This is a genomic window from Pseudomonas sp. Irchel 3E20 (genome assembly GCF_900187645.1).
Lineage (GTDB): Bacteria > Pseudomonadota > Gammaproteobacteria > Pseudomonadales > Pseudomonadaceae > Aquipseudomonas.
In genome coordinates this window covers 213,869-233,065 of the sequence record NZ_FYEE01000009.1, presented here as the reverse complement: position 1 = coordinate 233,065, position 19,197 = coordinate 213,869, and the positions used below count along the sequence as shown (strand labels likewise).

The following is a 19,197-nucleotide window of genomic DNA, read 5'->3' as shown; positions in this document are numbered from 1 at the left end:
TCTCAGGCTCGATGCGCGGGTGAAGCCATCACATACCCGCAGCCTGCGGCCTGGCTACTGTCAGATCTGACAGTAGCGATGAACGGTATCGGTCCTTGCCCCACCCTGTGGAAGCGGGCTGGCCCGCGATGGTGGCCTGACAGCCAATAGCGATAGAACGGCTGTTGCGGCCTGATTGCGGGTGAACCCGTTCCCACACAAGCCCGCTCCTACAGCGCCGGTCTAGACGAAAACAATCTCGTAAGGCTGGCGCATGCGTTCAAGGATGGCCCGTGGCAGGGAGGGTTTGATGCCCAGGGCCGGTTCGCCTTGCAGTTGGCTGGCGTAGGCGTGGGTGGCGTGGCTTTTGCGCGCGGCGGCCCAGGTGTCGAGGCGAATTTTTCGGGCGCGGTGCCAGGGCAGGCGCGCCTGTTCGCCGGCTGGCCAATGCCAGGCGCGCACGGCCAGTTCATACACCGGCACCTGGCACTGGGCTGCGGCCAGCAGGCTGGCGCGACCCACGGCGTCATGGTCGACATTGCCATCGTTGCGCCAGGTGCTGAACAACACATCGCCGGGGCGCAGGTAGCGGGCGATGAATTGGGTCAGTTCGGTTTCGTATTCGTCCAGGGCACTGTCGGGGAAGCCGCCGCGAATCCATTGCAGGTGATGCAGGGGGAGGCCGAGGCGGCGCAGGGCTTCGACGCTTTCTTGGGGGCGGAACACGCTCAGGCGCTGCGCCGACCAGCGCCGCGAGCCGGGGTGGCTGGCGCTGCCGTCGGTGATCGAGAGCAATTGCAAGGGGTGGCCGAGCTTGTCGAGCAGTTGCAAAAGGCCGCCGCACATCACCACTTCATCGCCGGGGTGGGGGGCGATAAGCACGACGCGGGCGCCGGGGGGCAGCAGGCTGGCGGGGCTGATGAGTGGGACATGCTGCAGTTGCGGCGCACTGTTCCAGACCTGGGCGGGCAACCGCGTACAGGGTGCTAGTAGGGTTTTCATCAAGACACATCCTTGTTGTGCAGCGTTCGCTAACGGTGGGCGATGCCGTACCTGGCTTCAAAAGGAGGACAACCCGCGCTCCGGATCCTGGAGCGCGGCGCGATGAGTATTGTTCATGTTGGCGGTTTCTTCCTGGCCGCTAATCGGTTGCCCCCCGCTGTAGCTCGAATAACAACAGTGACCGCCCGGTCACGGTGTACCGCTGATCGAACTCGAAGCGTGGCTGGTCGTCGGCATCGGGTTGGTGGGTGTCGAGCAGGCAGGTCCAGCCTGCACCTTCGGGCACGGCCGGGAGAAGGAACTCGATGCTGTCGTGGTGGGCGTTGACCACCAGCAGCAAGGTGGCGTCGGCGCCGGGGCGGTGGATGCCGGTTTCCTGGGCGCGGCCGTCGAGCAGCATGCCCAGGCAGCGGCCATTGCCGTCCTCCCACTGCTCGGTGTTCATTTCGTTGCCCGCGGGGTCGAGCCAGGTGACGTCCTTGACCCCCAGTTCTTCGTCGTAGTGGCCGACCAAAAAGCGTTGGCGGCGCAGGATAGGGTAGGCCAAGCGCAGTTTTATCAAGCGCTTGACGAAGCCCAGCAGGGCCTGGCCGCCTTCGTCCAGTTCCCAGTTGACCCAGCCGATTTCGCTGTCCTGGCAGTAGGCGTTGTTGTTGCCGTGTTGGGTGCGGGCGAACTCATCGCCGGCCACCAGCATTGGCGTGCCTTGGGCCAGCAGCAGGGTGGCGAAGAAGTTGCGCATCTGCCGCGCGCGCAGGGCATTGATCTCGGGGTCGTCGGTAGGGCCTTCGGCGCCGTGGTTCCAAGACAGGTTGTTGTTGCTGCCATCCTGGTTGTCTTCGTCGTTGGCCTCGTTGTGCTTGTCGTTGTACGACACCAGGTCGTGCAGGGTGAAGCCGTCATGGGCGGTGATGAAGTTCAGCGAGGCATAGGGCCGGCGTCCGCGTTGGTTGAACAGGTCACCCGAGGCGGTCATGCGCGCGGCAAAGTCGGCCAATTGACCGTCGTCACCTTTCCAGAAGGCGCGCACGGTGTCGCGAAAGCGATCGTTCCATTCCACCCAGCCCGGCGGGAAGCCGCCTACCTGATAGCCGCCGGGGCCGCAGTCCCAGGGTTCGGCGATCATTTTTACCTGGCACAGCACCGGGTCTTGGCGGCAGGCGACGAGAAAGCTGTGGCGTTCGTTGAAGCCATCGTGATAGCGGCCCAGGATGGTGGCCAGGTCAAAGCGGAACCCGTCCACGTGCATTTTCACCGCCCAGTAACGCAGCGAATCGGTGACCAGTTGCAGCACGCACGGGTGGCTCAGGTCCAGGGTGTTGCCGGTGCCCGAGTCGTTGATGTAGAAGCGCTTGTCGTCGGGCATCAGGCGGTAATAGGAGACGTTGTCGATGCCGCGCATGGACAGGGTGGGGCCTTGCTCGTTGCCTTCGGCGGTGTGGTTGTAGACCACGTCCAGCAGCACTTCCAGGCCATCCTGGTGCAGGCGCGCGACCATGTCCTTGAACTCGTCGATTTTGCCGCTGGCCAGGTAGCGCGGGTCGGGGGCGAAAAACGCAATGCTGTTGTAGCCCCAGTAGTTGGTCATGCCTTTTTGCAGCAGGTGCTGGTCGTTGACGAAGGCGTGGATCGGCAGCAGTTCCACCGACGACACGCCCAGCTCGCGGATGTGCTGCACCACTTCGTCGGTCATGAGCCCGGCAAAGGTGCCACGCACGTTCTTGGCCACGGCCGGGTGGCGCATGCTGATGCCGCGCACGTGGGTCTCGTAGACCAGGGTCTTGTCCCACGGCACCTTGACCGGTTGGTCGCCACCCCAGTCGTGGGCCTCATCGATGACCTTGCACTTGGGCACGAACGGCGCGCTGTCGCGCTCGTCGAAACTGAGGTCGGCATCGGGGTGGCCGATGGTGTAGCCGAACAGCGCCTCGGACCATTTCAGTTCGCCCACCAGTTGCTTGGCGTAGGGGTCGATCAGCAATTTGTTGGGGTTGAAGCGGTGGCCGTTCTGCGGCTCGTAAGGGCCGTGCACGCGATAGCCGTAAATCAAGCCGGGGCCTGCATCGGGCAGGTAGCCGTGGAAGATTTCGTCGGTGTACTCGGGCAGCTCGATGCGTTGCAGTTCCACCTCGCCGGTGGCGTCGAACAGGCACAGTTCGACCTTGGTGGCGTTGGCCGAGAACAGCGCGAAATTAATGCCCTGGCCATCCCAACTGGCGCCCAGTGGAAATGGCAAACCTTCGCGAATGACGGACGTGTGTGGGCCTGGCGTGCTCATAAAGACTCCTGCGCGGGGTACGACGAATGCCGGTCAGCGCGGGCATGGGCCCGGCGCTGCGGGGGTGGGTTCAGGCCAAAGGCGGCTTGCGCGGTGCGCGCGGTTTTTTCGCCGCCTGCGGCTTGTCGGCCACGGCAGCGGGTTTGGCCGCAGGCTTGGGCTTGGCGCTGGCCTTGGGCGGCTTGGTGGGGCTCAAGGCCTCGGCTTCGGCCAGTTTGCGGGCCATTTCCCAGTGGCGTGAATCCTGGCCTTCGGGTTTGCCTTCCGATTCCCAGATCTGGTAGGCGAACTCACGGATGCGTTTGTCATCGGTGCTCATGGCTATGCTCCTTACGTTCAACTCAGGTGACGTGAAACAACGGTGCCGGCCCTGCGGATGCGGGGCCGATCATTGGTCGCGCTCGAACGCCTGGCGCCGGGCGCAGGCGAGCATTTCCAGGCGCCGCGCCGTGGCCGGCTCATCGAGCAAGGCCGGGCTTTCGCCGTGCAGGCGGCGGCGCCAGTTGGGGTGGCTGTCGGTGGTGCCGGGCAGGTTGGCCTGCTCTTCAATGCCCAGGGCATCGTCCAGCGGCAGCAGCACCAGCGGCGCGCGGGTGTGGCCAAGGAAACGCACGGCGGCGTCCAGCACTTGGTCGGTCTCGCGGGCCTCTTCGCAAAAGTTCTGCGGGTCGGCGGCCAGGGCCTGGCGTAACCCGGCACGCTCGCGTTGGCGGTGCTGGCGCCAGTGGGCGGCGCCGTCCTCATCGACAAAGCCCAGGTGTTGGTTCCAATCGATATCGCGCCCGTGCCACCAGCCGTTAAGGGTGGGCAGGTCGTGGGTGCTGGTGGTGGCCAGGGCGTTGTCGGGCCAGTCGAGAATGGGCTTGAAATGGCTGTTGTCCTGCTCGAACAGCAACACCCGCATGCCCAGGATCGAGTGGCTGGCGAGTTTGTCGGCAAAGCCTTCGGGCACGGTGCCCAGGTCTTCGCCCAGGACGATGGCCTGGTGGCGCACCGATTCCAGAGCCAACAGGCGCAGCAGGTCATCCACCGGGTAATACAGGTAGGCGCCCTCGCTGGGCGCGGCGCCTTCGGGGATCACCCACAAGCGGCGCAAGCCCAGCACATGGTCGATGCGCAGGCCCCCGGCGTAGGCAAAGTTGGCCCGCAGCATTTCGATAAAGGCACGAAAACCATGGCGCACCAGGCCTTCGGGGCTGAATGCGGAAATGCCCCAGCCCTGGCCCTGGCGGTTGAGCAGGTCTGGCGGCGCACCGACGGTGAGGGCGGCGAGCAGTTCGTCCTGGCGACTCCAGGCCTGGCTGCCGCCGCCATCGGCGCCCACGGCGAGGTCGGCGATCAGGCCCACGGCCATGCCACTGCTGCGGGCGGCGGTTTGCGCACGTTCCAGGCTGCGGCTTATCAGCCATTGGCAGAAGGCGAAAAAACCAATCAGGGCGGCGTTGCTTTCGGCGAATTCGGCGATGGCGCAGCTGCGCGGGTCACGCCAGCGCGCGGGCCACAGGCGCCAGTCAGTGGGCTCGCCGCGGGCCGCGCAATCGGCTTGCAGGGCCTCGAAGCGGCAGTGATGTTCCAGGGCCTCGCCGCCGCGATGGCGGAAGTGGATGAAATCTTCGTGCAGCGGGTGTTCACCGTGGCAGAAGCCGTCATACAGGGCGCGCAACACGTGCTGCTTGGCCTGGGCGGCGGCGGGCCAGTCGATCAGCGGCAGGTGCTCCAGGCGTTGCAGTTCCTCGCCAAGGCCTGTGGCCTCGATAGCGCTACGCAAGGCGTGCTCGCCCAACACCGTGCCGGGGGCGGCGTACAGGCTGTTGAGGAACAAACGGCTGGAGGGCGAATAGGGGCTGTAGCGTTGCGGGTCGCAGGCGAACATCGCGTGCAATGGGCTGATAGCCAAGGCGTCGGCGCCCCGTTCGGCGGCAGCCCGGGCCAGGGTTTCCAGGGCTTGGGTGTCGCCGAAACCGCCATCACCGGCCCGGCGCAGGCCATAGAGCTGCACGCTCAGGCCCCAGGCGCGCGGTGTTTGGCTGGCCAGGGCATCGCCCAGGCTGTAGCAGTGCAGGGGCGCGACGGCCAGGGTGAAGCGTTGCCCGGCGATGCGCACCTCTTGGTAGCCCACGGGCAGCAGGCCGGGCAGCACGGCGTCGGCATCCAGGTCGAGGGCCAAGGTAGCGCCGTCTTCGAGATGGATTTCGCAGGCACTGTGGGGCGCGAAATAAGCGGCCAGGTTCAGGCCGCGGCCCTGGTCGACCGTTAGCAACGGCGGCAGTTGCCGGCTGTCCTGGGCCTGTTGCAGGGCCAGCAGGCTGGCGTCGATTTCCTGGGCGCTGGAGGCTGGGTAGCCGAGGCCGTTCAGGATCGCGCGCAGGGCGGCAGCGGCGACCTTGCGCGGCTGGCCGCTGGCATCGATCCAATCCACGGCCAGGCCGGCACGGCTGGCCAGGATTTCCAGTTGCGCATCACTCATCGAAACTCTCCGCTCAAAGGGCAGGGGCTATTGCGTAGGGCCGTTCAAGGCCGGCCCACATGGCCCTGGGCCTTGGCCACCAGTTGTTCGTAGAGTTCGGCGTAGGGTTCCACCGCTTGGCACCAGTTGAAGGGGGCGGCCATGGCCCGGCAGCGCATGGCGTTGAGCAGCGCCGGGTAGGCGAACACCTTGAACGCCCGTTGCAGGGCCTCGGTGTAGCTGGGGATGCTCGACTCATCGAACAGAAACCCGGTGACGCCATTCTCGATGGTGTCGGCCAGGCCCCCGGTGTTGCGCGCCACCGGCAGCGAGCCGAAGCGCTGCGCGTACATTTGGCTCAGGCCGCAGGGCTCGTAGCGCGAGGGCATGAGCAAAAAGTCGCTGCCGGCGAACATGCGCCGCGCGTCGGTTTCGTTAAACCCGATGCGCACCCCCACGCGCCCGGGAAAGCGTTGGGCGAGGGCGCGCATGGCCTGTTCTTCTTCGGGTTCGCCGCGGCCGATGATCGCGATTTGCCCGCCCGAGTCGACGATGAACTGCGCCACGCCTTCGGTGAGGTCCAGGCCCTTTTGGTAGACCAGGCGCGAAACCACGGCAAACAGCGGCCCGTCGCTGGGCTCCAGGCCGAACAGTTCGCGTACATGGGCCGCATTGGCCGCTTTACCGGCCCAGTCGCCGATGCTGAAGGGGCTGACCAGGTGCGGGTCGGTGGAGGCTTCCCAGCTTTCATCGATGCCGTTGGGGATGCCGCTGAGCAGGCCTTGTTCGGTCTTGCTGGCGAGGAAACCGTCGAGGCCGCAGCCGAAAGCCGGGGTGGTGATTTCCCGGGCATAGGTGGCGCTGACCGTGGTGATGTGGCTGGCGTAGGCCATGCCGGCCTTGAGGAACGACAGTTTGCCGTAGAACTCCATGCCTTCTTGTTGCAGGGCGTGGGGCGGGATGCCCAGCTCCGGGCAGGAGGCGAGGCTGACCACGCCTTGGTAGGCCAGGTTATGAATGGTGAACAGAGTGGGGGTGCGCTGGCCGCGCCAGTGCATATAGGCCGGGGCCAGGCCGGCGGGCCAGTCGTGGGCGTGCACCAGGTCGGGGCACCAGTGGATCTGCGCCAGATTGGCGGCGATGTCGGCGGCAGCCAGGCCCAGGCGCGCGAAGCGGATATGGTTGTCGGGCCAGTCGCGGCCGTTGTTGGCGCCGTAGGGCGTGCCTTCGCGGGCGTACAGCTCAGGGCAGATCAGCACGTAGACGACCAGGCCATCGGGCATGTCCATGCGCCCGATCTTGCACGGCGGCAGCGCCGCGTGGCCGCCCAGTTCGCCGACGATATGGATAGGGTTGTCGCTGTTGAGCACCTGGGGGTAGCCGGGGATCAGCACCCGCACATCGTGCAAATGCGCCAGCGCCCGGGGCAGCGCCGCCGAGACGTCGCCCAAGCCGCCGGTTTTTACCAGGTCGGCGATTTCCGAGGTGACGAACAGCACTTTTTTGCGGTTGGGATTATGGCTCGCCAACGGCAACTGGGTGCGCCCGCCCGAGGTGGCGATGGGCGGGTTCACTGAGTCGCTGGACACAGGCAGCACACGTTCCCCATGGGCTTGCAAAGCGGCACTCGTCATTGATCTTCCCCTTTATCGTTCGGCCACTCCGTGGCCGCGTGCATAAGCGTGGCGCTAAGGGCGGCTTGGGCCCTGCGCGTTCAAAGCAAAAAAAGACTGACGGGTGGGGCTGTTGCAAGGATTGCACCAGCGCTCACGACCCCGCCTTTTAGCTGACTGGCCGGGCTTGCGAAAAGTTTCGATTATTTACAGCACCGATGGCGGGCCGGTGGGGCCGGCGATTGCAGCCTAGGACAGGAAGCAGAGCGCTGCGTGGGGATTGCCGGGTTGTCCGACAATCGACATGCGGTTGTTTGTCGCACCCCGCCGCAGCTAAATGCGCCGACGAGGGGCAAGAGGTGAGCCCGATCGAGCGGGCGCGGTTTGCACCAAGCCAGGGCGGCGGGTGATTTATGCGCCGATCCAGCCCAGGGTCACCCAGGCCAGCACCAGGTAGCGGGCGCCTTTGGCCAGGGTCACCAGCAGGGTGAAGCGCCACAATGGCTCGCCCATCACTCCGGCCACCAGGGTGAGCGGGTCGCCCACCACCGGCAGCCAACTGAGCAGTAAGGTCCAATGGCCATACACCTGATAGTGGCGTCGGGCTTTGTCCAGGGCGGCAGGGCCGACCGGGAACCAGCGCTTGCCCCGCAGGCCTTCGAGGCGCCGGCCCAGCCACCAGTTGACCAGTGAGCCCAGGACATTGCCCAGGGTGGCCACGGCGAGCAGCGCCCACACCCCGTGGGCGCCGTTGAGCAGCAGGCCCACCAGCGCGGCTTCCGATTGCAGGGGCAGCAGGGTCGCGGCGCCGAACGCCGCGAAGAACAGGGCGAAATAACCCGCCAGCACTAGCGGGCCGGGTAGTCGGCGATCACTTCATCCGTACCGTTTTTATGCAGGCCGATGACCTGATAGGCGTCGCGGCTGTCGCCCATTTCCATGCCCGGCGAGCCGGTGGGCATGCCCGGCGCGGCGACGCCCAGCAGGTCGGGGCGTTTCATCAGGGCCAGGACTTGCTCGGCAGGCACATGGCCTTCGACGAACTGGCCGTTGATGACGCCGGTGTGGCAGGAGGCCAGGCGCGGCGCCACGCCCAGGCGCTGCTTGACCGCGCTCATGTTGGGCTCGACATGGTCGGTGACGGCGAAGCCGTTGTCTTGCAGGTGTTTGATCCAGGCCTTGCAGCAGCCGCAATTGGCGTCGCGGTGCACATCGATGGGGATCAGTTCGCTCGCCTGGGCCAGGGAACTGATGAATAGGGCAGACAAGGCTGCCAGACGCAATGAGGTTTTCATGACAGGGGAATCCGAAGGTTGCCGGCGCGAATCAGTCTCGCCGTGCCTGGGCAGGGTGCCGGGACGTGACCTTAGCATTGCTGGGCGCGCGGGGTGATTACAGATTTGTCAGGCAGGTGGGCAAGGGAGCCAAAACTACCCGGGGCCTGTACCATGGCCGCCGTTTGGCGCCGTGGTCGCTCGGCGCAGTCCACTTTTCAACGTTTCAGGAACCCGTCATGACCCAGTCGCAACGCATCAAATATTCGGTTCTGATTTCCCTGCTGGTACTGGGGATCATGTTTGGCCTTTCGTACTTGCAAAACGCCGGGATCATTGGCGAGAAGACCTTCCAGTACATCGCCGTGACGGTGGCCGTGGTGGTGGTCGTGGTCAACGGCGTGATGCGCCGCAAGGTCAAGCCCTGAACCGCATCAGGACTTTTCCAGTAGGGCTGCGGCCTGTTGATGCAGGCTGTAGCTTTTATCCTGGTTGAGGGTGATGACGCCCTCGCTGCACAGGCGCTTGAGCACTTCGCGCACACTCAAAAATGACAACGGGATGTCCAGCTCCAGTAGATGGCTGTGCACGCCGCGCACCCCCAGGGTGCGGTCGCTCTCGGCAGCCTTGAGCAGGGCGTCGATGACTTTGAGGCGGATCAGGCTGGTGCGCAAACCGAAGCTTTTGAGCAAAACCCGGATGCGGTCGTTGCCCTGGCGTTCCGTGCCTTTGCCATAGCTTTCGTCGGCACCGCTCATGGCCGCGCCGTGCAGGGCTTTTGTACCTTCCATGGGTTGCTGGTTGTACATGGGGGAAAACTCCTTGTCAGAGCCCAATCAGGAAATGATGTTTGCTCTCATCTAATAAGACGTTTGAGCCGGCAAAATCACGAAGTGGTGGTTGTATGAAATATGTAAGCGTACGGCCAGGTGCCCGAATTGACAGGGCGCGGTGGCCTGATTTTTTGCCTGGCGTTTGTCGGTAGGAACGGTCGATTGCGTCTTCGCGGCGTGCTGATGGTTTTTTTGCCCTGGCCTCGACGCCCATCCCCGGGTTCGCGCGCCGATGAACGCCCAGCCGTTGTCGGTGCGATAGATGCTGGGGGGAACGAGGCCGCTGCCCGCAAGGGGCGCGGCCTTTTTAGGGCTTGGCGGGTTGGTGCGGGATGGAATTGAGCACTGGGTTGCCGTCCTTGTTCCGGGTCAGGTACACGGGCAGCACTTTGGGCAGCGAACTGAGGATATTGCGCACTTCGCGGGTGTCGTAGATGCCGCCGATGCGAATGCGCCCGGTGGCGGCGTCGGCGAGCATCACGGGTTTGGCCAGGTAGCGGTTAATCAGGGGCAGGGCGTCTTCGAGGGGCAGGTTGTCGAGCACCAGTTTGCCCGTGCGCCAGGCCAGGGAGCTGTCGTTGGCGTCGCTCTGGCTGACTTGCGGGGAAAAATCGCCTGCCGTGTAGCGCGCCTGCATGCCCGGGGCCAGGCGCAGGCCATCGCCAGGCAGGGTGCCTTTGCTGGTGACCAGCACCGAGCCTTCGAGCAGGGTGACGCGTACTTGGTCTTGGTACATCCACACGTTGAACTGGGTGCCGGTCACGCGGATGCGCCCCTCCGCGGCCCTGACCACTAAGGGGTGGCTGCTGTCGTGGCTGACCTTGAAGAAGGCTTCGCCTTTGTCCAGGGTCACCCGGCGCTGGTCTTTGTAGTTGCTGTAAGTCAACTCGGTGCCCAGGTTCAGTTCCACCTTGCTGCCATCGGGCAGGGTCACTCGTTGCAGACGGTTGCTGGCCTGGTAGTGCTCGTAGGCGTTGGGCAACCAGCCCAATTGCCAACCGGTGTATGCCGCGATAGACAGGCAGGCCAGGCTGATGGCGGCTACCACGCCATAGGCAGGCCAGTGCCGGCGTCGCACAGGGGACGTGACAACCTGGGGCGGTGTGAGGCGGGGCAGTTGGGCTGCAACTTCCCAGCTGTCCTGCATGGCCTCGAATTCAAAGGCGTGCAACGGGTCGGCATCGCGCCATTGCTCGAAGGCCAGGCGCTCTGCCGAGGAGCAGTCAGAGGCGCGCAGGCGCATGCACCAATGGGCGGCTGCATCGGTGATGGCGTCGTATTCAGCTTCTGAGGGTGTAGGTTCGCTCATTTACTCTTCCTGATTTCCTACATTCTAACTGTCGGGCAGAGCCAACGAGAACAATGGTCATGGCGTTTGCATATCAAAGTGGAACTTATCCTTGCTCCCAGTCCCCTAATGCCCCGACACGTGTCATTTGTTTTTTCAATAAGGAGTTTGACCATGATGAAGAAAACCCTGGCTACTTTGCTTGCCACCGCCAGCCTGCTGAGTGCCGGTGCGGCCCTGGCCGACAAACCGGGTGCGGGCTGGATCACCATCGAAAAAGCCCTGGAAACCGCGAAGACCAAGGGCAACTACGTCGAGATCTACCAGATCGAAGCCGATGACAGCGGCTATTGGGAAGGCAAAGGTCGCAAAGCCGATGGCACCGTGTACGAATTCCGCATCGACGGCGCTTCGGGCAACATCCTGCGCGACCAGAAAGACTGATAGCGCAGCCTCTTTAGTAGAAGGCGGGCTGACCCGCGCTCGGGCGCCTAGCGGCGGTAAAAACCCGCCGGGCACAGCATCGCTTTAAGGGTGCTGTGCAGCCCAGCGCAGGCAAGCCTACTGGCTATGGAATTGAGGGGCGTCGCCTGGCAGGAATGGCATCGAGTTGGCGCCCCAGTGTGGTGATGAGCAGCGTCAGTGAGTCGGCGTTGTCGAGCATGGTATCGACCCTCTTGGCCAGGTTTGTCTTGAATATTCCCCGGGCATTGCTCAAATCAAGCCCGCCGGTGGCTTCTAGGATTTGCTCCTCGATGTATTCGGTGTCCTCGGTACTGCCGAAATCGCTCCAGATGTTCCCCGAGACATCCACGAACTTGAACAGCTCACCGATAGGCGTGTGCACCGAGTAGCGGTTGTTCTGGATATCGCGCTGATAGGTCTGCAAATCGCGGCCTTCCTGGGTCAGGGTTTCGATCAGGTCGGAAAACGGCAGCACCGTCTCTAGGTAGGCGACATCGGCGGTGTTACAGGCGATGTGGGTCACCTCATGGATCAGGGCCGTCGCCCGAGCGTGACACTCCAGGTTGAAGGGGGTGGTCAGGCGATGGGTGTAGTCCTGCAAGGGAGGGAGGAAGAAGTTTTCCGTGAGGTAGATACGCCGATCCGGGTCTCGGTCGATGGTAAAGGCCCAGTTGCTGCCGGGGTCCAGGAGGTGGGTGCCGGTGATGAACCGCGACGAATCCAGGGCGTAGAGCGAAGGCGAAAGAATTTCCGCCAGCACCAGGTCCACCACCCTGTGCAGTTTTTGCACCAGTGCAGGGTCGAGCACCTGGGGGCCGGTGTCTGGGTCGGAGGCGATGCCGAAAAAGCTGTTGATGAAGCGGTGGATACGGGTGACCGGTGCGTGCTGGGATTCCAGCAGGCCCAGGTTGAGTTTGCAGTTCTGTACATAGAAGGTTGCCAGGTCCAGGGCTTCGACGATCTGCTGGGCGCGTTCAGGATTGAGTTGGCGAATCTGGCCCATGCCCCGCGCTTCGATGTTGATGCTGCTGCGCGCGGCGGAACGGACCAACTGGCGATCTAGCACCCGCGTCATGGCCTGGCCGAAGCGAGGGACATGTTTGCGGGTATCGATGACCCACTGTTGCGCGGGGTCGAGGCAGACGAACGGGCCCTGTTTATTGCCTGCCAGTATTCGCCAGTATTCGCCGGCCCGTTGCAGGCGATAAACCTTGCCCGCGATAGGGACGTAGCTGTGGCGGCTGTCCGAGGCGATGTAAACCCGTGACTGCGCGTTGAACTCCAGGTCGGTTAGCGCCACGTCATGGGCTTCGTAGGTGTGCAGCAGCGTGCGATAGGGGGCCGTCATATCGATGTCGCCCCAGGTCTGGGCCTGCGGCATAGGTTCGCTGCTGGCGCCGTCTTCAACCGCCACAGCTGCAGGTGGGGGCGGTGTGGGGTCCATCAACTCACCGATGCTGGCCATGTGGCCGACGCCCTCGATAAAGGTCCTCAGCGCGCTGGCCCACTGATGATCCTGCAAGGCTTGCGCCGACGCCTTGAACAACTGGTAGCTGTCCCAAATCACCCAAGGCAACGTCAGCTTGCCCGAAATGACGCCCAGGCCATGGCGTAGGGCGCTGCTGAAGACCTGCTTGACGGTTTCCCAGGCGCTAGCCCCCTGTGGGTCCGCTTGGCGGGCGAGCATGTGGGTCAGGTGCCGGGTGTTCTCTTGGTACAGGTGCTTGAGCGCGTGGCCCTGGATCGGGTTGTGCGCCAGGGTGATCTCCGAGGTTTTGCCGCGGGTGCTCTCCAGCAAATGCCGGTAGGTGGCGTTTTGTGGCGCGGGCAGGCGTCCCAGGATCAGCTCTTGGAAGGCGCCAGGGTGGTTGAGGGCCTCGATGAACGCCGCTTCATGCTCGAATTCGGTGAACAGCGGCCCCTGGCTGTAGGGCGCATACAGCAGGTGCGGCCCGACGCTGCCGGCCGGCGGGCTGAGGATGTACAGGTTCAGCGCCTGGGCCAGTGTGGCACCGGCCGTGGCGAGTAGCTCCAGTGGCCGGATAACCGCGTTAGCCCCCTGCACACTGGTGCGCGCCTTGGCGTCGGGCATGTCCAGTACCTGTTGCACGAGCGCGAACCCGGCACCCGAGAGGCGCTCCTCCAGCATCAGGCCATGGGCATGCAGAAGCAGTTGCCAGGGCAACTGGGCAATGTAGAGCGCCTCGCGCTCCAGTGCCCCCGGCTTGCCGGGGAGCAGGTTGGCAAGCAACTGGGCCTGAAAATCCTGTTGGCTGGCGAGCTGTTGCAACCAACCGCGAATCGTCTGCTCATCGAGCCGTTCGTCGCTGCAACGGACGCTAAAGGCCGACGCTTGTTGTTCCACCGGGTTCAGGGCGAAGTCGAGCAGGTTCTGCGGGTGCCCGGCCAAGGCCAGTTTTGGGGTAATGGTGACCTCGTCGGGGCGCAGGGCGTAGGCCTGGAGCAGTGTGCGCAGCTTCCCTTCGATGAAGTCGCGCAGCGGCATGATCTGGTTCAGGTAGTCCTTGCCATCGCCTAGGCGAAGGCGGTACTGCTCGGCGAGCTCGGCGTGGCGGCGCAGTTCCCGGGGGGGCGCCATGCCCAGCCAGGCCGGCAGCGATAGGCGTGCCAGCGCAAGCTTGGCGATATCCGTTGCATGGCCGAGGTTGGTCGCCGGGGGGCTGAGCCTGAGGTGGTACAGCAAGGGGGCCAGGGCACTGAATGGGCGCTTGAACGAGAGGATCTTGGCCCGCAGGGCGAGCCAGTGGTCGATCCAGCTCTGTTGCAAGCTTTGCGCGGCGGGCGCGTTGATCGCCCGCAGAGGCCCAGGATGGTAGGTGTCGTGGGCCAGGTAATGCTGGGGAGCGAGGTTTTCCAGCAGGTCCAGGCGCCGGTTCGGCTCGCGCAGTTGCTGGCCTAGCCGGGTCCTGGCCTCCTGCACCGAGGCGAAGCTTTCGAGCCCGCGGGCCGGGCTCCAGCACACGGCCCGGCCAGAATGCTGGGGGTCCAGGCCGCCGCGCTCGGTGAGCAGGAAACAGTTGGCCAGGGTCAGTGGCTCACCTTGCAGGTTGCGATACACCGTGGGCGAAAAAGCCTCGGGAATGAACCCGTTCAAGCCGTCGGGGGCGGCGGTGAAGAACGCTTCGACAATCTCCAGGTCGCGCTCACTCAGGCTTTTTTGCCCTTTACGGGTACGGGCTTCGTCGAGGATCGCAGTGGACATGACGTGCGCCAGTTGCGGCTTGAGCTGTTCCAGCGCCTCGCGCGGGACCTCGGCCACATTGATATGGCGAAAGTAGCTCAGGGTGGTTTCCACCACTTGGCGGAACAGGCGCAGGTCGATCCCGGCTAACCGGCGCGCCTGCCCGGCGGTCGGCGGGCCATAGAGGCCGGCCCGCTCGGTGAGCTCCAGCGGCGGGTCCTGGTCAATCAGGCGCCTGAGGAAAAAACCTACCAGGGTCTGGCTGGCCACGGGCGGCCGTGCTTCCAGTTCCTGGGCGCTGGAGTCGTAGTGGTTGAGGAATATTGCATTGGGGTTGGTGTGGGCGATATGGGCGGCCTGCAATTGGCGGGTCAGTTCGTGGCTGACGATCTCTTCGATGCCGGCGCTGCCCAGCATGGCCTGGCGCAGCGGTGCCTCGATGCTCGCCAGGGTCTTGATATGTAGCCGCGCGCGTTCGATCGGCACCGTGGTCGACACCGGGTGGGTCGTCCAGCGACCTTGGCTGTCCAGCGCCAGGAGGCGGTGATCGAACATCCTGCGAATATCCAGTACCTGGTCGACCAGGGCATTGAGGTCGATATCGCCCTGGGTGCGGCGGTACACCTCAAGGGCATAGCGCAGGTTGTGTTGCTGCTTTTCGATGATGGTGTTGAACAGGGTTTCGAACACCCCTGCCTGAATGGGCTCGCTGCCGAACTCGGGGGTGGTGAAGCCGATGAACCGCGCACGTTCCTCCTGGCTGAGGAAGTTGTAGAAGTCGTCTTCATAACTCGGCGCCTTGGCCATCGCCAGCAGTGTGCGTTGTAGGTCATCTTCGTCCTTGAGCACCTGCAAGCCCAGGGATTGGGTATACAGATAGGTCTGGGTGTTGCGGATTATCAGGGTGCCGGCCAGCACAATGGCGTGGGCGCGGTACTCCCACATCTGGACGGTTTCGGCGTGCAACGGGTGTGGTGGGCTGATGCGTTCAGGGGCGCTGGTGCGATACAGGACCTCCAGGCGCTGGCTTTGCTCGGCGCTGAGCACCTGCTCCTGGCGCTTGAACAGCAAGTCCACCCGGCACTTGTCGCTCATGGCCTGGGTAAAGAACTCGCGCCGTGACGCGCCGGTGTCCATGGCGGTGTTCCAGAAACTCTCCAGCACGCTCTGCATGAACGGCAACAGTTTGTGGGCCGCCTCATGCAAGGCATTTTCCCAGGGTGTGGGGTCTTTCGCCTCGCCCTTGTTCCCAGGGTTGAAAAATTCCCGGCGCTGGCCTTTGGGCCAGGCTTGGTTGCGGTACAGCCACAGCAAAGCGTTGCGCAGCGACATGGAATCGAGCCATTGGATTGGCACTTCGGCGGGTGGATAGCGAGTGAAAATATTGACGTGGGTCTTGCTTGCATCCAAGTGCGGGAACACCGGGCGCAGGGTCGAGGCCAGCAGTTGATCGAGCATCGCGCCCAGGGTGGGCAGCGTCAGCAATTCCTGGAGCATGGCCTGGGTATTCAAGGCCTGGTGGCGGTCGATCGCGGCCTTCTGCTCTTCAAACACGTTGCCGGCGATGACTTGGGATGTGATCGGCAGCAAGGCCGAGAAGTCGAAGCGGGCACGCTGCTGGATCGACAGGAACCGCACCAACGAGGTGCGCCGGGTGCTGCTGCGCAGGCGCTCGTCCAAGGCCGCCAGCACGGCGGCAGTGTTGTCGAATTTTTCCAGGCCCTCCTCAGGCGTATACAAAAACGCGGCGGCGTAGGCGGCGGTGGAACTCATCATGAACGCCCCGGCCAATTCGATGGGCGCCGTACCGGTGGCGCTTATCAGCAAGCGCTCGGCGATCATCGGCGGGGATTGATGGCGGCGCCCGGCGTCGGTGCTGAAAAACAGATTGCGCAGGAAATCGCGGTCCGCGTCACTGATCCCCAGGGCGCGCTCACGCTCGTTGGGCCGTTTGGTGACGCGGGTGGCTTCGTCGAAAAAATACGGGTAGGGGAATTGGCTCATGTCGTCGTCCTGAGTGGGTACCGCGCGGGGCGGGCGTCAGGGCGATGGTGGACAGGCGCTGTGCAGGTTCGGTGGTAACTATGTGTCGCGGCAAAAAAAGGCCCTGCACGATGAGTACGAGCAGGGCCTGGGGGATGGCGTCGATCAGTTGCGCCGGCCCAGTAGCAACCCTACGACAAGGCCGAACCCGGCGCTGATGGCCACGGTTTGCCACGGGTGGCCGCCAATGTAGGTCTCGGTGGCATCGACCACCGGTTTGCTGCGCTCGCGCACGTTGTTCACGGAATCCATGGCCTGCTTGAGCTTGAGCGCTACCTGCGCACGCAGGCCTTCGGCTTCCTCGCCCACCAGGCTGGCGCTGCTTTTGAGCAGTTTGTCCGACTCCTCGATCAGCGCCTGCAACTCGCTGAAGGCTTGATCCTTGATTTGTTCTTCGGCCGCTTGCGCGGCGGTTTTGCGGGCCATGGGTAACTCCTTGCGGGTGAGTGACAGTGAACAATGGAGTTCGCGGCGGTGGAAAAAGTTGCATCGCGATTGCCGCACCCCAGTGCTGAACCTTGGGTGACGTAGAGGCTAGGACGTTTCGGCCTTCAGTGTAAGATGTCGGCCATTTCCCGCAGCAGGTAATCCCCATGAGCTTCAACCTGGCTAACCAGCCCCTGGCCGAGCGCGCCGCGCTCGAAGACGAAAAGTCCCGTTTGTTCGAGTTGTGGCAGAGCAACCTGGGCAAGGCCAAGGGCGAGGCCGGGCGGCTGTTCGGCGAGCGCGCCAAGCGCAAGGGCAAGTGGGCCGAATGGGTGCGCGCCGAGCTGGACACGATGTCGCCCCCGGAATTCGCCAACATGGTGCGCAGTGAAGTCAATCGCCTGATGGCGGCGGCGAAGTAGCCGCAAAACACCCCTGCACCGCCTCGCGTACCCGCAACAGCAGCGGGTCGAGCTGGCTCTCGGTGCGCCAACCCAGCTCAATGGGGTAGCGCGGCAGCGCCAAGGGGCAGGGCAGTAGGCGCAACCCGCCCATGGCCGCGATGCGTTGCGCGGCGTGCGCCGGGATGGTCGCCACCGCTCGGCTGCCCCTAAGCAAGTAGGGCAGCGCGGCGAAGTGGCTGGTGGAAGCGCACACATGGCGCTTAAGCCCCAGAGCCGCGAGGCCTTCATCGGTAATCCCGATAAATCCGCCGGAGGACACCAGGATGTGCTCGCGGGCGACGAACTCCTCCAGGCCTATCGCCTGCTGCCCGGGTGCGAGGCTTGCCGGGTCCGCCAGGCAGGCGTAATGCCCTTCGCCCAGCACTTGGCGGCTCAGGCGGCGCTCGCTGAAACCGCCGGCGCTGATGGCCAGGTCCAGGCTGCGATCGAGCAGGCCGCTGGCGACGATCTGGCTGTGGGTTTGGCGAAAAATCAGGCGCAGCCTCGGCGCGCGGTGCTCGATTTCCTCGATCAAGCGGCGGCCATGGGCAATCTCGAAATCGTCGGACAGCCCCAAGGTCACCGAGCGGCCCTCGAAATCCTGGGTGGCCGGGTCGATCATGGCCAGGCTCTGCCGACATTTGGCCAGGGCCTCGCTGATGACTGGTTTGAGCTGATTGGCCCGCAGGGTCGGCGCCAGGCCCCGGCCGGTGCGCACAAACAGCGGGTCGCCATACACCTGGCGCAGGCGCCGCAACGCCGCGCTCATGGCCGATTGCGTCACCCCCAGGCGCACGGCGGCGCGGCTGGCGCTGGATTCGTCATGCAGGGCCTCGAAGGCCTTGAGCAGGTTGAGATCGATGTTGGCGATATTTATTTGGCTCATATCATTCAGTGTTTGAGTGGTCTTTATTCATATTCTGCGGCCAGCGCAGAATGGGCAACCGCTGACTCACCTTCTGGAGATTCCATGCCTGTATCCATCGTTGCCGCACTGCAAATCGGTTCGCTGCCTGGGGGCAAGGGCGAAACCCTGGCGCAGATCCTCTCCTACGAGGCGCAGATCCTTGAGGCTGGCGCTCGCCTGGTGGTGATGCCCGAAGCCTTGCTCGGCGGCTACCCCAAGGGCGAAAGCTTTGGCACCCAACTGGGCTATCGCTTGCCCGAGGGGCGCGAGGCCTTTGCCCGCTATTTCGCCAATGCGGTGGATGTGCCCGGCGCCGAAACCGAGGCCCTGGCCGGGCTCTCGGCCCGCACGGGGGCGAGCCTGGTGCTGGGGGTGATCGAACGCGCCGGCAGCACCCTGTATTGCACCGTGCTGTACTTCGAGCCCGAGGGCGGGTTGGTGGCCAAGCACCGCAAACTCATGCCCACCGGCACCGAACGGCTGATCTGGGGCACGGGCGATGGCTCGACCTTGGCGGTGATCGACAGCCAGGTCGGGCGCGTGGGCGCGGCGGTGTGCTGGGAAAACATGATGCCGCTGCTGCGCACCGCGATGTACGCCAAAGGCGTGGAGGTGTGGTGCGCGCCGACGGTGGATGAGCGCGAGATGTGGCAAGTGAGCATGCGCCACATCGCCCACGAGGGCCGCTGCTTTGTGGTCAGCGCCTGCCAGGTGCAGGACTCACCTCGGGCCTTGGGCCTGGACATCGCCCACTGGCCTGGCGAACGGCCGCTGATCGCCGGCGGCAGCGTGATCGTCGGGCCCATGGGCGACATTCTTGCCGGGCCGCTGCTGGGCGGTGCGGGGCTGCTGTGCGCGCAGATCGACACCGCTGACCTGATCCGCGCGCGCTACGACTACGACGTGGTCGGCCATTACGCCCGCCCGGATGTGTTCGAGCTGCGGGTGGACGAACGCAGCAAACCCGGTGTGCGCTTCATCCACGACGTGCCGTAGCC

At 64.4% G+C, this 19,197-nt stretch carries 16 protein-coding genes; 4 read left to right on the top strand and 12 right to left on the bottom strand.

What is annotated here, in order from left to right; all coding sequences use genetic code 11:
- Nucleotides 1–222: 222 nt before the first annotated feature.
- The 7 genes from CKW13_RS17640 to CKW13_RS17610 all read right to left on the bottom strand — a co-directional run bounded on the left by CKW13_RS17640 (nt 223) and on the right by CKW13_RS17610 (nt 8,613).
- Nucleotides 223–981, bottom strand: a complete 759-nt coding sequence (locus tag CKW13_RS17640) for a PIG-L deacetylase family protein (protein ID WP_095109872.1) — start codon at nt 979–981, stop codon at nt 223–225.
- Nucleotides 982–1,120: 139 nt separating this feature from the next.
- Complete coding sequence (gene glgX, locus CKW13_RS17635) at nt 1,121–3,259, bottom strand: glycogen debranching protein GlgX (protein WP_095109871.1); 2,139 nt, start codon at nt 3,257–3,259, stop codon at nt 1,121–1,123.
- Nucleotides 3,260–3,329: 70 nt separating this feature from the next.
- Nucleotides 3,330–3,578 (bottom strand): DUF2934 domain-containing protein, encoded by a 249-nt coding sequence (locus CKW13_RS17630; protein ID WP_095109870.1) that lies wholly within the window; start codon nt 3,576–3,578, stop codon nt 3,330–3,332.
- 69 nt (nt 3,579–3,647) lie between these two features.
- A complete protein-coding gene (gene malQ, locus CKW13_RS17625; RefSeq protein ID WP_095109869.1) occupies nt 3,648–5,726 on the bottom strand; it encodes a 4-alpha-glucanotransferase in 2,079 nt (692 codons plus the stop codon).
- 44 nt (nt 5,727–5,770) lie between these two features.
- Nucleotides 5,771–7,339 (bottom strand): glycogen synthase GlgA, encoded by a 1,569-nt coding sequence (gene glgA, locus CKW13_RS17620; protein WP_095109868.1) that lies wholly within the window; start codon nt 7,337–7,339, stop codon nt 5,771–5,773.
- A 390-nt stretch (nt 7,340–7,729) separates the two neighbouring features.
- Nucleotides 7,730–8,167, bottom strand: a complete 438-nt coding sequence (locus CKW13_RS17615) for a YqaA family protein (protein WP_095109867.1) — start codon at nt 8,165–8,167, stop codon at nt 7,730–7,732.
- Entirely contained in the window at nt 8,167–8,613 is a 447-nt protein-coding gene (locus CKW13_RS17610) for a DUF411 domain-containing protein (RefSeq protein ID WP_095109866.1), read from the bottom strand. The genes CKW13_RS17615 and CKW13_RS17610 overlap by 1 nt, the downstream gene beginning before the upstream one ends.
- A gap of 218 nt (nt 8,614–8,831) precedes the next feature.
- Here CKW13_RS17610 and CKW13_RS17605 point away from each other — a divergent pair, with 218 nt between their 5' ends.
- The gene (locus tag CKW13_RS17605; protein ID WP_095109865.1) at nt 8,832–9,020 is read left to right on the top strand and encodes a hypothetical protein; all 189 of its coding nucleotides are present in this window, start codon (nt 8,832–8,834) and stop codon (nt 9,018–9,020) included.
- A 6-nt stretch (nt 9,021–9,026) separates the two neighbouring features.
- Here the strand turns inward: CKW13_RS17605 and CKW13_RS17600 are convergent, their stop codons facing one another.
- Complete coding sequence (locus CKW13_RS17600) at nt 9,027–9,401, bottom strand: fe2+ zn2+ uptake regulation protein (RefSeq protein ID WP_095109864.1); 375 nt, start codon at nt 9,399–9,401, stop codon at nt 9,027–9,029.
- A 331-nt stretch (nt 9,402–9,732) separates the two neighbouring features.
- The gene (locus CKW13_RS17595) at nt 9,733–10,734 is read right to left on the bottom strand and encodes a FecR family protein (RefSeq protein ID WP_095109863.1); all 1,002 of its coding nucleotides are present in this window, start codon (nt 10,732–10,734) and stop codon (nt 9,733–9,735) included.
- A 153-nt stretch (nt 10,735–10,887) separates the two neighbouring features.
- On the opposite strand from CKW13_RS17595, the gene CKW13_RS17590 reads away from it, so the two are divergent.
- The gene (locus CKW13_RS17590; RefSeq protein WP_095109862.1) at nt 10,888–11,157 is read left to right on the top strand and encodes a PepSY domain-containing protein; all 270 of its coding nucleotides are present in this window, start codon (nt 10,888–10,890) and stop codon (nt 11,155–11,157) included.
- 124 nt (nt 11,158–11,281) lie between these two features.
- Here CKW13_RS17590 and CKW13_RS17585 read toward each other — a convergent pair whose 3' ends face one another.
- Both CKW13_RS17585 and CKW13_RS17580 read right to left on the bottom strand, forming a co-directional pair.
- Entirely contained in the window at nt 11,282–16,384 is a 5,103-nt protein-coding gene (locus CKW13_RS17585; RefSeq protein ID WP_095109861.1) for a dermonecrotic toxin domain-containing protein, read from the bottom strand.
- A 144-nt stretch (nt 16,385–16,528) separates the two neighbouring features.
- The gene (locus CKW13_RS17580) at nt 16,529–16,849 is read right to left on the bottom strand and encodes a YqjD family protein (RefSeq protein WP_095109860.1); all 321 of its coding nucleotides are present in this window, start codon (nt 16,847–16,849) and stop codon (nt 16,529–16,531) included.
- 167 nt (nt 16,850–17,016) lie between these two features.
- Here CKW13_RS17580 and CKW13_RS17575 point away from each other — a divergent pair, with 167 nt between their 5' ends.
- Nucleotides 17,017–17,271: a hypothetical protein gene (locus CKW13_RS17575; RefSeq protein ID WP_095109859.1), complete on the top strand. Its 255-nt coding sequence runs from the start codon at nt 17,017–17,019 to the stop codon at nt 17,269–17,271.
- On the opposite strand, the gene CKW13_RS17570 is transcribed toward CKW13_RS17575, so the two are convergent.
- Nucleotides 17,243–18,178, bottom strand: coding sequence for a LysR family transcriptional regulator (locus tag CKW13_RS17570; RefSeq protein ID WP_095109858.1), 936 nt, complete (start codon nt 18,176–18,178; stop codon nt 17,243–17,245). The two genes, CKW13_RS17575 and CKW13_RS17570, sit on opposite strands and share 29 nt — an antisense overlap.
- An 84-nt stretch (nt 18,179–18,262) precedes the next feature.
- Between CKW13_RS17570 and CKW13_RS17565 the strand changes: the two genes are divergently transcribed.
- Nucleotides 18,263–19,195 carry a carbon-nitrogen hydrolase family protein gene (locus CKW13_RS17565; protein WP_095109857.1) on the top strand — a complete coding sequence of 311 codons (933 nt, stop codon included), beginning with the start codon at nt 18,263–18,265 and terminating at the stop codon, nt 19,193–19,195.
- The last annotated feature ends 2 nt before the right edge of the window (nt 19,196–19,197 follow it).

Excerpts from the sequence above, each read along its gene's own strand:
- CKW13_RS17570 (WP_095109858.1), bottom strand. The coding sequence starts at position 18,178 with ATGAGCCAAATAAATATCGCCAACATCGATCTCAACCTGCTCAAGGCC.
- CKW13_RS17590 (WP_095109862.1), top strand. The coding sequence starts at position 10,888 with ATGATGAAGAAAACCCTGGCTACTTTGCTTGCCACCGCCAGCCTGCTG.
- glgA (WP_095109868.1), bottom strand. The coding sequence starts at position 7,339 with ATGACGAGTGCCGCTTTGCAAGCCCATGGGGAACGTGTGCTGCCTGTG.
- CKW13_RS17585 (WP_095109861.1), bottom strand. The coding sequence starts at position 16,384 with ATGAGCCAATTCCCCTACCCGTATTTTTTCGACGAAGCCACCCGCGTC.
- CKW13_RS17600 (WP_095109864.1), bottom strand. The coding sequence starts at position 9,401 with ATGTACAACCAGCAACCCATGGAAGGTACAAAAGCCCTGCACGGCGCG.
- CKW13_RS17640 (WP_095109872.1), bottom strand. The coding sequence starts at position 981 with ATGAAAACCCTACTAGCACCCTGTACGCGGTTGCCCGCCCAGGTCTGG.
- CKW13_RS17610 (WP_095109866.1), bottom strand. The coding sequence starts at position 8,613 with ATGAAAACCTCATTGCGTCTGGCAGCCTTGTCTGCCCTATTCATCAGT.
- glgX (WP_095109871.1), bottom strand. The coding sequence starts at position 3,259 with ATGAGCACGCCAGGCCCACACACGTCCGTCATTCGCGAAGGTTTGCCA.
- CKW13_RS17595 (WP_095109863.1), bottom strand. The coding sequence starts at position 10,734 with ATGAGCGAACCTACACCCTCAGAAGCTGAATACGACGCCATCACCGAT.
- CKW13_RS17605 (WP_095109865.1), top strand. The coding sequence starts at position 8,832 with ATGACCCAGTCGCAACGCATCAAATATTCGGTTCTGATTTCCCTGCTG.
- CKW13_RS17580 (WP_095109860.1), bottom strand. The coding sequence starts at position 16,849 with ATGGCCCGCAAAACCGCCGCGCAAGCGGCCGAAGAACAAATCAAGGAT.
- malQ (WP_095109869.1), bottom strand. The coding sequence starts at position 5,726 with ATGAGTGATGCGCAACTGGAAATCCTGGCCAGCCGTGCCGGCCTGGCC.
- CKW13_RS17565 (WP_095109857.1), top strand. The coding sequence starts at position 18,263 with ATGCCTGTATCCATCGTTGCCGCACTGCAAATCGGTTCGCTGCCTGGG.
- CKW13_RS17575 (WP_095109859.1), top strand. The coding sequence starts at position 17,017 with ATGAGCTTCAACCTGGCTAACCAGCCCCTGGCCGAGCGCGCCGCGCTC.
- CKW13_RS17630 (WP_095109870.1), bottom strand. The coding sequence starts at position 3,578 with ATGAGCACCGATGACAAACGCATCCGTGAGTTCGCCTACCAGATCTGG.